This is a genomic window from Paenibacillus sp. OK076, from assembly GCF_900110055.1.
Taxonomy (GTDB): Bacteria; Bacillota; Bacilli; order Paenibacillales; family Paenibacillaceae; genus Paenibacillus.
Genome location: NZ_FOCH01000001.1, coordinates 4,161,414 through 4,175,323, shown reverse-complemented (window position 1 = coordinate 4,175,323; position 13,910 = coordinate 4,161,414). Strand labels below are relative to the sequence as shown.

Annotated in this window: 12 protein-coding genes; 10 read left to right on the top strand and 2 right to left on the bottom strand. The window is 46.1% G+C overall.

Going from position 1 to position 13,910, the window contains the following annotated elements; genetic code table 11:
* The first annotated feature begins 18 nt into the window (after positions 1-18).
* From BMY78_RS18695 to BMY78_RS18685, 3 genes are all read left to right on the top strand, one after another.
* Complete coding sequence (locus tag BMY78_RS18695) at positions 19-540, top strand: deoxycytidylate deaminase (protein ID WP_090901703.1); 522 nt, start codon at positions 19-21, stop codon at positions 538-540.
* 104 nt (positions 541-644) lie between these two features.
* The gene (locus BMY78_RS18690; RefSeq protein WP_256222182.1) at positions 645-3,509 is read left to right on the top strand and encodes a ComEC/Rec2 family competence protein; all 2,865 of its coding nucleotides are present in this window, start codon (positions 645-647) and stop codon (positions 3,507-3,509) included.
* Positions 3,510-3,726: 217 nt separating this feature from the next.
* Positions 3,727-4,443 (top strand): class I SAM-dependent methyltransferase, encoded by a 717-nt coding sequence (locus tag BMY78_RS18685; RefSeq protein WP_090901700.1) that lies wholly within the window; start codon positions 3,727-3,729, stop codon positions 4,441-4,443.
* A gap of 177 nt (positions 4,444-4,620) precedes the next feature.
* Here the strand turns inward: BMY78_RS18685 and BMY78_RS18680 are convergent, their stop codons facing one another.
* The gene (locus tag BMY78_RS18680; protein ID WP_053781298.1) at positions 4,621-4,923 is read right to left on the bottom strand and encodes a hypothetical protein; all 303 of its coding nucleotides are present in this window, start codon (positions 4,921-4,923) and stop codon (positions 4,621-4,623) included.
* A gap of 350 nt (positions 4,924-5,273) precedes the next feature.
* Here BMY78_RS18680 and BMY78_RS18675 point away from each other — a divergent pair, with 350 nt between their 5' ends.
* From BMY78_RS18675 to holA, 3 genes are all read left to right on the top strand, one after another.
* Entirely contained in the window at positions 5,274-5,822 is a 549-nt protein-coding gene (locus BMY78_RS18675; protein ID WP_024628507.1) for an RNA polymerase sigma factor, read from the top strand.
* Complete coding sequence (locus BMY78_RS18670; protein WP_090901697.1) at positions 5,819-7,090, top strand: anti-sigma factor family protein; 1,272 nt, start codon at positions 5,819-5,821, stop codon at positions 7,088-7,090. Before BMY78_RS18675 ends, BMY78_RS18670 begins: the two co-directional genes overlap by 4 nt.
* Positions 7,091-7,348: 258 nt before the next feature.
* Positions 7,349-8,365, top strand: coding sequence for a DNA polymerase III subunit delta (gene holA / locus BMY78_RS18665; protein ID WP_090901694.1), 1,017 nt, complete (start codon positions 7,349-7,351; stop codon positions 8,363-8,365).
* Between the two features lie 162 nt (positions 8,366-8,527).
* Here holA and rpsT read toward each other — a convergent pair whose 3' ends face one another.
* Positions 8,528-8,800, bottom strand: coding sequence for a 30S ribosomal protein S20 (gene rpsT, locus BMY78_RS18660; protein WP_024628504.1), 273 nt, complete (start codon positions 8,798-8,800; stop codon positions 8,528-8,530).
* A 175-nt stretch (positions 8,801-8,975) separates the two neighbouring features.
* Between rpsT and gpr the strand changes: the two genes are divergently transcribed.
* The 4 genes from gpr (at position 8,976) to lepA (ending at position 13,804) form a co-directional block, all read left to right on the top strand.
* The gene (gpr, locus tag BMY78_RS18655) at positions 8,976-9,977 is read left to right on the top strand and encodes a GPR endopeptidase (RefSeq protein WP_090901691.1); all 1,002 of its coding nucleotides are present in this window, start codon (positions 8,976-8,978) and stop codon (positions 9,975-9,977) included.
* A gap of 160 nt (positions 9,978-10,137) precedes the next feature.
* Positions 10,138-11,433 carry a stage II sporulation protein P gene (locus tag BMY78_RS18650; protein ID WP_090901688.1) on the top strand — a complete coding sequence of 432 codons (1,296 nt, stop codon included), beginning with the start codon at positions 10,138-10,140 and terminating at the stop codon, positions 11,431-11,433.
* A 53-nt stretch (positions 11,434-11,486) separates the two neighbouring features.
* Positions 11,487-11,843: a DUF3679 domain-containing protein gene (locus tag BMY78_RS18645; protein ID WP_090901684.1), complete on the top strand. Its 357-nt coding sequence runs from the start codon at positions 11,487-11,489 to the stop codon at positions 11,841-11,843.
* A 146-nt stretch (positions 11,844-11,989) separates the two neighbouring features.
* The gene (lepA, locus tag BMY78_RS18640) at positions 11,990-13,804 is read left to right on the top strand and encodes a translation elongation factor 4 (protein WP_090901681.1); all 1,815 of its coding nucleotides are present in this window, start codon (positions 11,990-11,992) and stop codon (positions 13,802-13,804) included.
* Positions 13,805-13,910: the final 106 nt, after the last annotated feature.

The following is a 13,910-nucleotide window of genomic DNA, read 5'->3' as shown; positions in this document are numbered from 1 at the left end:
GATGGGAGGGAAACGGTTATGAGCACAGCAGAAGTACGCAAAGACTGGGATACGTATTTCATGGACATCGCATATATGGTCTCTACCCGTTCCCGCTGTTCACGCCGTCATGTTGGCGCTGTACTTGTGCAGGGGAAGAAGCTGCTTGGGACAGCCTATAACGGTGCGCCTATGGGGGTTCCGGACTGCTCCGAAGCAGGATGCATGATCTCGGAAGAATACGAGCTGGTGGTAACCGACGGCCAGGAGGAAATGGTCAAAAAGCAACGCTGCATTCGTACCATTCATGCGGAGCAGAATTTGCTTTTGTTCACCGATCGGATTGACCGCGAAGGCTCTTCTGTATATGTCACGGATGAACCTTGCTGGACTTGCTCCAATATGCTTGCGAATAGCGGTATTACAGAAATCGTGTTTCATCGCCCGTATCCCAAGGATACAGGCAAGGTGACCAACATGATGAAGCAAAAAGGCATTACGTTTCGTCGGCTGGAAAACTACCAGCCTCCGCGGGAGACGATGATGACAGTAAGTGACTAGAACCAATATAAAATTCAAATTTGCGGGGAAGAACCTCCGGTTGCTGGATCAGCTGCCGGGGGTTTTTCTGCGTTCATACGGGTGATGCAAAGGAGGGGAAGAACATGAAAGGCAGACCTTTACTGGTATTTACCGTCTGCTGGATATGCGGTAGCGGGATGGCATGTGCCTTATCGGGTTGGTCCTTGATCGTGGGACTGATTGGGGCATTCGTTTGTCTACCACTTTTATTACGATGGATTGATTTACGTGGTTGGTCCATTTTGTTACTGATTGGAGCACTCGTTGGCGGTGCTGTGCACTGGGAATGGAATGATGCGCGGAATCGGAGCAGTCTGCCCGATATCACACATATGGCTGCCGAGGATTTGGACGGTTATGCAGCTACATTTGAAGGAACCCTTATGTCGGATGTACGCATAGATGGGGATCGGGCCGATTTTGAAATGCAGGTCACGTCGATGCATCCACTATCCGATGCATCACTGGCACCGGCGTCGGAAGCGCGAACTGCGCCTAACTTGAGAGAACGTCTAATGGTCCAAGTTCGCCTGGCTGAGGAAGAAGAACAGCAAGTAGCAGCGGGGTGGAAGCGAGGAGATTCGATCGCGTTAACGGGTGCGCTTGCGCTTCCTGGCGAAGCCAGAAATTTTGGTGGGTTTGACTATCGAAATTACTTAAGGACTCTTCATATCCATTGGTTGTTTAAAGTGAAAGGGGCCAGTTCAGTAACCACCGTTCCGCCTGAAGGGCTGGGGAAACTCAATATCCTTCGGTGGAATGACATCTTTAGGCATAAGCTTGGCGCAGCGGTAGAACAGATATTTCCCGAACCTCATGCGGGCTACATGAAGGGTCTGATTATCGGTATGGCTAATGATATCGATCCGGATACATATGGACAATTTTCACAGCTTGGTTTAACTCATATATTGGCGATCTCCGGAACACATGTTGCAGTGTATGTGGCATCGCTGCTGCTCCTTTTATCCTGGCTTAGGTTAACCCGAGAAACCTCGCTCACCATTGTGTTGCTGCTAATACCTGCATATGTACTGTTGTCTGGCGGTTCGCCATCGGTCATTCGTGCGGGTATCATGTCGATGATTGGTTTGTATATGGCGCGGCGCGGGCTTGCGAGGGATGGATTGCAGATGATCAGTGCAGCAGCGTTGTTGATGATGTGGTGGAACCCGTATTTTTTATTAAGCGTGAGCTTTCAGCTATCTTTTCTTGTAACAGCTGGACTGATGATTTACATGCCTCTGATTAATCGGATATTTAGCAGTTGGCCCAAGGGCCTTGCAGCAACAGTTTCTGTGACGGTAACAGCACAGCTCATTTCTTTTCCGGTCACGATTCTGTATTTCAACCAGTTTTCACTGCTTTCATTTGTCGCAAACTTCCTGCTTGTATCTTTGATCAGTGCCATTGTACTTCCTCTCGGAACGGTTGCCCTGATTTTATCGTTTATTTGGATGCCTCTGGCCAAACCATTGGCGTGGATTGCTATTATGCTGAACAAATTGACCTTTGTAAGTGTGGAGTGGATGAATAGTTTGCCTGGTTTTGTGCTGATCTGGGCTACCCCATCGCTACTGTGGATTGCAGCATATTATGTCGTTCTCTATGCACTTTTGCGGATTCTTTATCGCGGGCGAGGTGACCAGCCTGTAGTTCTGGGCACAGAAGAGGATACGGCTCCCCTGGATCGCCGATATGTTGGGGGAACGCCTAAAGCGGCTCTGGGGCTGTCTGGATTGTCTAATGTATCTTCACAAGGATTAAACAAAGGTGGACGTGAGGCTGGTCCTGGTTCGATGACAACATTAAGTGCAAGTATTGCCTGGCCGGAGTATACAAGTGCATTTGCTGCGCGAGGGGCGGGTTTTTACTCTGGTGAACGGATGAACGTTTTCCACAAATGGATGTGTGCGCTGCTGGCTCTCAGCTTTGTGGTGGGATTACGGTGGGCGTACCAGACACCGCAGCCTGCGGGGACCGGAGTGGTGCAGTTTTTGGATATCGGACAAGGGGACAGTACTCTAATTACAACACCTGAGGGTAAACATATTTTGGTCGATGGTGGAGGTACGGTCCAGTTCGGGAAGTCTGAACAATCCTGGAAGACACGGCGTGATCCATACGAAGTAGGGGCCAAGGTGGTCGTTCCTTTATTAAAAAAGCGGGGCATTCATCGGCTGGACGCCGTAATCGTAACCCATGCCGATCAGGATCATGCTGGGGGATTACAGGCCGTGCTCGAACAGATTCCGGTGGAACGATTCATGTTCAATGGGACAACCAGCGGTACAGCTAATTTCGAGAAATTGCTGGATACCGTTATAGACAAGCAGATTCCGATATATGCCATCCGGCAAGGGATGTCCTACGCTCCGGATGGAGAAACCAGACTGCATTTTATATATCCGGATCTGGAGAAAGCGATGGATACAGGAGAAAGATTGCCCGTCTCGGAACATCAGAATCATGATTCGGTTGTCTTTTTGCTGGAAATGGCAGGTGCCTCATTATTGTTCACGGGAGACATGGATGCTGCAGCCGAGCAGGATCTGCTCTTTATGATTCAGGATGGATCGCTTGCAGCCTCGTTTGGACAGTACGATGCAGATACTGCATTAGCAGATGTTTATGTTCAGGAGATGTTCACACGTCACTCGGGGTTGAATCATGAGGAGGTTCCTGTCACCATAGATGTATTAAAAGTTGCACACCACGGTAGCAAAACATCGTCAACGGAAGCTTGGTTACAGTACTGGAATGCATCAGCATCCGTGATATCTGCTGGGGCCAACAATACATATGGACATCCCAATCCTGGGGTGCTTGATCGTCTTGTAGATTCGGGTACAGAGATCTATCGAACAGATCAAATGGGGGAAATTCAGATGAAGATCAAGGATGGGGAGATTGATGTGCGCTATAAGTTGGTTAGGGATGATTCATGAGTTATCGTACCATGCAGTGGTCGCCACCACTTCTCTAACTTCTATTGGTTTTTAATATATGATAGATTGTAATAAGAATTACGAAACTTTCCAACCGTTCTACGCGCTAAAATAGTTTGGGAAAACAGGATTAGCATAAGCGCGTTAGGATGGAGTCCAATACGTTGATATCCAGCCAAAACTGTAAAAGCTATTAGAAAGCGGGTAGATATTATATATGATTCCGTTAGTGTATGACCAAATTAACCATTGGGGAAGAGACGATGAATTCTTCTTAGCTTTGCTAAAGAAATTAAATGTAGAATTTATAGCTGACCTAGGCTGTGGAACAGGAAGGTGGACTATTCATCTTGCTGAGAACGGTTATAAAATTACAGCTATAGATCCTAATGAAGAAGCAATCAATGTGGCAAGAAGTAAAGGCACTCCAGGGAATGTGAAATGGATGGTAGGTGACAGTGCTGATTTACAATCGAATACTTATGACGTGGTAATCATGACAGCCAATGTGGCACAGGTATTTCTTACAGATGACAGTTGGAAGCAAACAATTTCAGATGTATTTCGATCCCTGAAAGTCGGAGGTCACTTTATTTTTGATACAAGAAACCCTTTGGCAAAAGTATGGAAAGAGTGGGAGATGGACAAAACTCCTGACTTAGCTAAAGATAGGCTAAGCGGAGATTCTCTAGAAATTTATACGGAATATGACGGGTTTGAGGGAGACGTGTACACTTTCTATGAAATTGTAAAACATACAAAAAAAGATAAAATTCTGATTCGTGAAAAAATGCAGCTTAGGTTTAGAAATCAAGAAGAATTCAATACATCGCTAAAATCAACAGGTTTTACACAAATTGAAACGTATGGTGATTGGGAGTTTAAACAAGCCAATTCAAAAAATAAGTCGTTTATTTTTCACTGTGTTAAATAGAAATTGTTTGAAACTGAAATAGACCACTTGGTTAAAATCAAGTTTATTGAGGTTTATTCATTCCTGTATGTAGTACATCATTTGCTCGTAGAATGAAACCAAAAGCCCGCTTTCCGGATACTCCTCGGGGAGAATACCGGAAAGCGGGCTGATTTTGGAATGACTTATAACAACGAATTATTCGACGCCATCTTTGAAGTGTTTACTCCAGTGTTTGTCGCCTTTGTGCAACAGATCTTCTACAGTTTTCTCAAGCGTCAGCAAGAGCTGTGCTCGTACATCAAGCACGGTTTCTCTGTACAAGCGTTCTTCCGATCCGACGATTTTATCGCCGTATAATGCCTGTGCAGCGGTGTATTTCCGGTGTTCCTCAACCAGGGTATCAATAGACTGCAACGCATGTTCCACAAAATGGGATATGCTTTGATATTCTTTGGGCATTTGTTCTTTTAACGCTTGAATTTTTGCAAGAGCTGGCATGCTCATCACCTCGTGTTATGAATGTAAATTTACAATACACTGTTTTCATGAAAATTACATTAAAATGAGCTTAAATTTGTACAAAATTTGAACTTTTTCATTTTCAATGCTATAAGTGTTGTTAGCTATAATGTATGCCATTGTCATTAAATTGAGTCGTGTAAGTACTGGAATGACTTTTGAGCAGGCTTGATGACTCGTTATGCAATTTCTGTTATTCTAAGAGAAGATTTCAGCGGCCCCAAATACATAAGCCGTTATTTTGTTATGGCAATAAAAAAAATACTTAACTTTGCAACAATTTTATTGATGGTCACGTCTGTAAGGTTGCAGGGAGAGGGGGATCCTTTGTGGTAGAGCCGGAACTCATCAGAGCCGCTCAATCGGGCGATCGCGACGCTCTAATTACCCTATTGCGGGACATTGAACAGCATGTTTATCGGACCGCATATTACATTCTAAATAATGAACAGGACGCTTTGGATGCTGCTCAGGAAGCGTTGATCCGAATTTACACCAAGATTAATTCATATGAGGAAAAGGCCCAGTTTAAGACATGGGTTCAGCGCATCGTCACGAATATCTGTATTGACAAATTCAGAAGAACCAAGCCCTCCGTCTCCATTGACGAGCATGATATGGTTTTTCAGGACAATCAAGATGTAGAATTCGAAGTGATGTCCACATATGTGGCAAAGGATATTCAGGATGCCATTAACAAACTGCCTGAGCATCATCGTACCGTTATTGTTCTAAGATATTTGCAGGACTTATCCTATAACGAAATTGCGGATTGCCTCGATCTTCCGTTGAATACGGTTAAATCTTATTTATTTAGAGCCAGACAGCAATTACAGAATCTACTACAGGAGTATCAGAAAGGTGGTGTGACAGGATGAAATGCGAAGAGGTGGTGGAATGGATGCACCGGTATCTGGATCATGATCTGGGTGAGGCGGAAACTGCGCAGATGCTACAGCATGTGGCCCAATGCGCGGAGTGCGCCGAAAATTTTAGTTTGCTCAGAGCTCTCTCCAGAGAACTGGAAGATTTGCCGCAGGTGACCCCAAGATTCAGTCTGGTTGATGCCATTATGCCGCAGCTGGATGCAATCGACGAAGCGAAAAGAGAACAAAGCAGTACAATACAGGAAATGAGTCCTGTCCCTGCTGCATTTGAGAATTTACAGCGTTCAAGTGAGCGGAAACCGAAGCAAAAATGGTTGAATTCCATGGCAGGCCGGATGTCCATGGGCGCAGCAGCAGCCGCTGTTGTATTGGGCGTTGCCATTTTCGGATATCAGCCAGAGAAGGTTGAAAATGCAGAAATGATAATGAGCACAGGCAGTACTCAAGAAGGCGGGAATGAGGATCAAAATCCACTGAGCAGAGAGATCAACAATGAAGATTCTTCCTCCTCTCTACAGAGCGATAACAGTGTGTGGGTTGACAATTCGGAAAGTCAGCCATCCGCCCAAGATGAACCGACTCAAGAGGTTGGTCCTGAAGAAAACGGTTCAGAGAAGGTGCAGGAACCTGAACTGAAGGAAGGCCAAACTCCTAAACAGCCGGATACGGGATCAGAATTGAACAAGAGTGATGCAACGAAAAACGCTCCTTCCAGTTCCAATCCTGCTGATAGTACGAAGAGTGCCGATCAGCAAAAAAGTCAGGATTCAGAAACTGCTACTGGACCTTCGACTACTGGACCTTCGGCAGGTTCTACTGAGAGCGGAGCAACGGATTCTGAAAATCAGGAGTCGCAATTATTCACTTCTCAGGATATGCCTGATGTTAAGGTAGAAGAGCCGACAGAGGGCGTAACGAGTCCTGATTCCGAGACGGGTATGAATGCATCGGGAGGAAATAAGGGATTGGCTGCCACGGATTCAGGTAACCTTGCCAACACAACTCCAAAAGAATGGAAGTCACCCGATGGCTCCTATCTGGTCATGCTGCTCGGCGATCAGATCAGCATCTACTCTAAGCCTGCCGCTGACCCGGATGTGCTTAATCTGGTGGAGCAACGTAATGTGGAGGGTACACTAAAATCTGCGAGTTGGTCTCAGGATAGCACCGTATTTAATTACGAAACAGATCAAGATGGGACAACAGTGAAGAAATCGTTTAATGTGTCCACTGCCCCAAGCGGAAATTCTACTAAATAGGCTGTAAATTATACATTTGACCTCAAGACTTGCCGAACATTTCTGTTGTATCAAGAATATATTGAAATTAACAACAACGTCCTATCTCAGTTGGCATAACTGACGTCGTATGACCGCGCACCAGCCTTTTCTAGAATTGTTGGTGTCAGCGTTTATATAGATGTAGGACAGGGGGCCTTCATCCGTTAACCGGATGTAAGGCCCCTTTGTTGTCTGTCACGTTTTCTGGTAGGATAAGAGGGATAAGGGGGCACCGTGATGGATGTAAAGAGTGCGACAAAGGCAATACGTAATGGAGAAACGGCTCCGGTATATGTGCTGTACGGAACGGAGAAGTACCAGATACAGCAATTTACGGATATGTTAAAACAACAGGTTATTGAAGAAGAGCACCGAGAATTTGCGATCATTCCATATGACCTCTCTGAGACACCTGTGGAAGTGGTCATTGAAGAAGCAGAGACGGTTCCTTTTCTTGTTCCACGTAAACTCATTATCGTTCGTGATGCAAATTTGTTTACAGCAGGCAAGGATTCCAAAATTGATCACCAGATTGATCGACTGCTTACATATATGGACAATCCGGCAGATTATAGTACGATTGTGTTTCTGGCCCAAGGCGATAAGCTGGATGAGCGTAAAAAACTAGTCAAGGCAGCCAAGAAACAAGCCGTTGTCCTTGCGTTCGCTCCGCTAAGTAGTGAGGAACTGCTGAGTTGGATTGTCAAGCTGGCGAAGCAGCGGGATGTATCTTTTGAGGCCGGAGCGGCTGACACGCTTGTGAGTTATGCTGGAACAGGGTTGCAGACGTTATCTGCGGAAGTGGACAAGTTGTGTTTGTTTGCTGGTAACGGAGGCACAATCAAACGCGCGGATATCGAATCACTGGTGGCGCGAAGTACCGAGCAGAATGTGTTCGCGTTGGTGGAGGAGCTTGCTAACTTAAGGCTGGAGAAGGCTTTGAGTCTTTTTTATGAATTGCTGAAGCAGCGCGAAGAACCGATCAAAATTGCAGCGTTGATCGCCCGTCAATTCCGAATTATGATCCAGGTAAAAGAGTTAGGACAGCAGAGTTACTCCCAACAGCAGATTGCTAGCCAGCTTGGTCTGCATCCGTATGCTGTCAAAATTGCTGGTGAACAGGCGCGTAAGTTTCAGGCAGATCGTTTGAGGCTAATTCTGAGTCATCTCAGCGAACTAGATTATCAGATGAAGACGGGGGCAGTGGATAAGGTCCTCGGACTGGAGCTTTTCTTGTTAAGGCTTGGTGCGTAACTTAGATATAACTGTAAAAAGCGGCCTCAATTCCGTTGATGGTGAGATCATCGGAATTGAGGCCGCTTCGTTTAAATGAGTGCTTATAGAATCAGATACTAAAAAATCCTGAAAGCTCGTGCTGTTCAGGATTTTTCCATTAGATCGTATAAGTAACGCTTCTTACGCTTGTGCGGAAAGAGCGTTCAGTTTTTTCGCCAAGCGAGACTTTTTGCGGGCTGCAGCATTTTTATGAACCAGACCTTTAGTTACAGCCTTGTCCAGCTTTTTGGAAGCAGCTTGAATCGCAGCTTTTGCAGTATCAACTTCGTTACTTACCAGAGCAGCATCAGCAGCTTTAACAGCTGTACGGAGTGCAGATTTCTGGGAAGCGTTGAGTGCGCGGCGCTTGTCGCTCGTTTTTACGCGTTTAACAGCGGATTTGATGTTTGGCATTACATTCACCTCCTGTAAGGCATTTGCATGAATACAAACGTTTCACAACTTAAAATATTCTAGCACGCTGGCATGCAAATTGCAACAGATTTTCCTATGATGTTCGATAGCGCTGCATAAAGCTCACCATTTTCCCACACAATATGCTCAAATGCGGTAAGGGAGGCAGGGACAGATGACACTGGATTTGCAAAATTATGCAGTTCGTACCGACTTGGCAATTGACTCCAAGGAGATGGCTCAGGGCGGGCAGAAACAGACGATTCCCGGGCTGCGGGAAGATGTGGAAGAGAAAGACGGAATCACCATCACACGTATTGATGTACTTAATGATGCAGCCGCTACAGCGATTGGACGTGTGAAGGGGCACTATGTCACCTTGGAGGTTCCATCGCTTCGTAACGGGGATACCGATCTTCAAGAACGGGTGGCGGCAGAATTCACGCGGGAGATGGAAGATTTTTTGGCCAAGGCGGGAATTAACAAGACATCCAAGGTGCTGATCGTCGGTTTGGGCAACCTGAACGTCACGCCTGATTCACTTGGGCCACTTGTCGTGGAGAATCTGATGGTTACCCGTCAGTATTTTGAGCTGGTACCGGATCAGGTTGCACCCGGTTATCGGGAAGTCAGTGCCATTGCGCCAGGAGTGCTGGGTACAACGGGCATAGAATCCAGTGACATCGTACAAGCGATTGTGGATCGGACGAAGCCGGATGCAATTATTGCGATTGATGCGCTAGCTTCACGCTCCCTCGAACGAGTTAATACAACGATTCAGGTGGCAGACATCGGCATTCATCCTGGCTCAGGCATTGGAAACAAGCGACGAGGACTGACACGTGAAATATTGGGTGTTCCCTGCATTGCCATCGGTGTGCCTACTGTATGTTATGCGTCGACCATCGTGAATAACGTTATTGAAATGATGCGTACTCATTTTCGGCAAGAGACTGATCAAACGAAGCAGATTATGGGCATGCTGGACGATATCGGCGAAAATGACCGTCTCAGTTTGGTAAAAGAGGTACTGGAGCCGCTAGGACATGATCTGATTGTTACCCCCAAAGAAATCGATGAATTTGTCGAAGATATTGCCAATATTATTGCAACAGGTCTAAATGCCGCGCTCCATGATGCGGTAAATGCTGAGAATGTAGCTGCTTACACCCATTAATTAACTTTTGAAATTTAAATGCTTAAGACTTCTTTGAAGAAGGTCCGAATCTATCGGACTTTCTTTTTTTGTGCAATCTTCTTTTTCCTGTTCTATCAAATCTGGCAGGCTCATAGAGTTGAAGTATAAGCGTTGTCCAGCAGGGAAGGAGACAGAAGCAATGAACAAAATATTGGCCTGGAATATTGGTAAATGGAAAAAGAGATGTTTGCACGTGCTGGCTATGGGCCGTACGTTGTTGTTGCTTATGATCATATCTGCCTTATTTTTTGTTGTACTCGGTCTAGGGGGCATGGCAGAGAAGCGTTTGAATAGCTCACCCGTTTCTTCTATGAAAGGATTTGCGGGAGCCGTATCAAGCAGCTTTTTTGTGGACATGCTCGGCATGGAAATGCCGCATCTAACTCAGAAGGAACAAGCATCTGCATTTTCTGGTGAAAATCTGACTTCGTTTGTATTTCAACTGCTGACGAATGTGAATCCGCAAGACCCGAAAAGCCTGATCGCTAGAGAAATGCCTGGCATGGGTTCCAATCAACCCGTACTGCTGCGACCGGGGTCGGGAAATGAAAAAGCTGAAGCTCCAGAAGATTATCAGCCGGGTCCTGGACTCATTGATATGGCCTCGGCAGGCGGAGGGAAATCAGGTGGTGAGCAGCATATCCCACCAGGTCAGGATGATACCGATCCATCCGATCCGCAGGATTCGGGTGTTGGCGAAGTAAAGGGTGATCCCCCACCGAAGAGTGGCGGTAAAGATGAACCTAGCAAACCAACGACAGGGAAAAAAGCGATTCTTGTTTACCATTCCCATCCACGTGAAGGATACAATCCTCTCTTGGGCACGAAGAGTGACAATCCTTCCTCTGGGAAATCGACTGGTAATGTTTTTCAAGTGGGAACCTACTTGTCCGACAGTTTGGAGAAGCTGGGGATTGGGGTGGAACATGCGCAAGAAGATTATCCAACCAAGGTCAAGGATTATAACTGGAATTATTCCTATAAATACTCCCGTCAGACGGTGAAAGCTGCACTTGCTCAAAATGACGATCTTACGTATCTCATCGATATCCACCGTGACTCTCAGCGTCATAACAAAACAACGACAACCATTAATAATCTGGGTTATGCCAAAGTATATTTTATTATAGGACATGAAAATCCAAACTGGCAGCAGAATGAAGCCTTTGCAGCCAAAATTCATAAAAAGCTGGAAGCGAAATATCCAGGAGTATCTCGGGGCGTCTGGGGCAAGGACGGCGGCGGGGCCAACAATGGCGAATACAACCAGACGCTTTCTCCCAACAGCATATTGATTGAGATTGGCGGCATCGACAATACGGCTGCTGAACTGGAGCGGACATCCAAAGTACTCGCTGACATGATTGCAGAGGTGTATTGGGATGATCAGAAGGTGGACAAAGCGAGTGCGGAAAAAACATCACAAGGTGGCTAATGGCTAGTATTCCTGGTATGGAAGAATCGAAGATATAACAGGAGGCGAGGAATGTGTCCAGATTCGGCAAAAGATTGTTTTCCATCTGTGTATTAATGTTGCTGGGTGTTCTGTTTGGAATGCAGCTAGCAGGCAGCAGCTTTAATAGGGGCGATTCGACCGGCAACCCTGCAGTGGTGAAAACGGAGCCGGTGTCACCGGCTGCCGAGTCTGTTCAGGCGGCGCCTGTACAACAGGAGGTTAAAGAACCTCCAGCGGTACCTGTTCTGTCACCGAGTCAGGTGCTTGGCGCAGAGCAGAGCAAAGCGCCGGTCGACGTGCTGGCTGACAAAACGGCAGGTCTTCTTCAAAATCTGTCCCATAACGGAATGAAGTGGGTAGTATCCTTATTTAGCGGAGTCGCTGAATAAAAGGCTATGAAATATAGGCAAAATATACCCTTGGGAGTTCGCAATTGTGACGATAATTATAAAGTTGAGGCAACGCGGGATTGATGCACCCTGCATCAACTGTTATAATGAAGTGATTGACACTAGGCTGTTTCTGGGGGTAAGGAATGACTGACATTCGGGCAAGACAACGTAAAATTCGTAACTTTTCAATTATTGCACATATAGATCACGGCAAATCAACACTTGCGGACCGGATCTTGGAGTACACAGGTGCGCTAACTACACGTGAAATGCAAGAACAAGTATTGGACCAAATGGAACTTGAACGCGAACGTGGAATTACGATCAAGCTGCAGGCGGTAGCGCTGACTTACAAAGCCGATGACGGCGAAGAGTATCTGTTGAATCTGATTGATACGCCTGGACACGTAGACTTCACGTATGAAGTATCACGCAGCCTTGCTGCATGCGAAGGTGCTTTGCTGGTTGTGGATGCGGCTCAGGGTATTGAAGCCCAGACGCTGGCTAACGTGTACCTGGCATTAGATAATGATCTTGAAATTTTACCGGTAATTAACAAGATTGACCTTCCAAGTGCTGACCCGGATCGGGTTAAACAGGAAGTGGAAGATGTCATTGGATTGGATACAAGTAATGCGGTATTGGCTTCAGCCAAAGCGGGAATTGGTATCAAAGAAATTCTCGAGCAAGTGGTGCTAAGTGTTCCAGCTCCACAAGGTGATCCTGACCAGCCTTTGAAAGCGCTGATTTTTGACTCTCACTATGACCCGTACAAAGGCGTAATTGTTTACGTACGTGTTGTAGACGGCAAGATTAAATCAGGTTCCAAAATCAAAATGATGGCAACAGGCAAAACGTTTGAAGTCATTGAAGTTGGAGCGTTCAAACCTCGCATGACCATCGTGGACGAGCTGAACGTCGGTGATGTTGGATTTATCGTAGCAGGTATCCGGCATGTAGGTGATACACAAGTCGGGGATACGGTGACAGATGCCAAAAATCCAACACCTGAACCTTTGCCTGGCTACCGCAAAATTAATCCAATGGTATACTGCGGTCTCTATCCGATTGAAACATCGGATTATGTTGATCTGCGTGAAGCGTTGGAGAAATTGCAGTTGAACGATGCATCGCTCAGCTTTGAGCCAGAGACTTCCAGTGCACTCGGTTTTGGATTCCGTTGCGGATTCCTTGGGTTGCTTCACATGGATGTTATCCAGGAACGGATTGAGCGTGAGTTCAACATTCCATTGATCACAACGGCACCAAGCGTAATTTACCACGTGACGTTGACCAATGGTGAAGTTATGCAAATTGATAACCCATCCAACTATCCTGAGGTGGGCAGAATTGATTTTGTTGAGGAACCGTATGTTAAAGCTTCAATTATCGTACCGAATGATTATGTGGGTACTATTATGGAGCTTTGTCAGAATAAACGCGGTGAATATGTGAATATGGAATATTTGGACACAACTCGGGTTACCATTACGTATGAGATCCCGTTGTCCGAGATTGTATATGACTTCTTCGACCAGTTGAAATCAAGCACCAAAGGATATGCATCCTTTGACTACGAGCTGTCCGGTTATCGTCAGTCCAATCTGGCGAAAATGGATATCTTGCTTAATGGTGAGCAAGTCGATGCCTTGTCCTTCATCGTTCACCGTGATCGTGCGTATAACCGCGGCCGCATTATCTGTGAGAAGCTGCGTGAGCTGATTCCACGGCAAATGTTCGAGGTGCCGATCCAGGCATCTGTGGGTACCAAAGTTGTAGCTCGTGAAACGGTAAAAGCAATGCGTAAAAACGTACTTGCCAAGTGTTATGGCGGTGACATCTCGCGTAAACGGAAGCTGCTTGAGAAGCAGAAGGAAGGTAAGAAGCGGATGAAGCAGGTTGGTAACGTAGAGGTGCCGCAGGAAGCGTTCATGGCGGTGCTGAAAATTGATGATTAAGAACGCAATCTCCTAATACATCAAATTTTGTGTATCGGAGAATGCGTTTAAAAAGACGTTTGCTTGCAAACGTCAAGTGAGGCCTTTCGGTACATCAATAATTTGT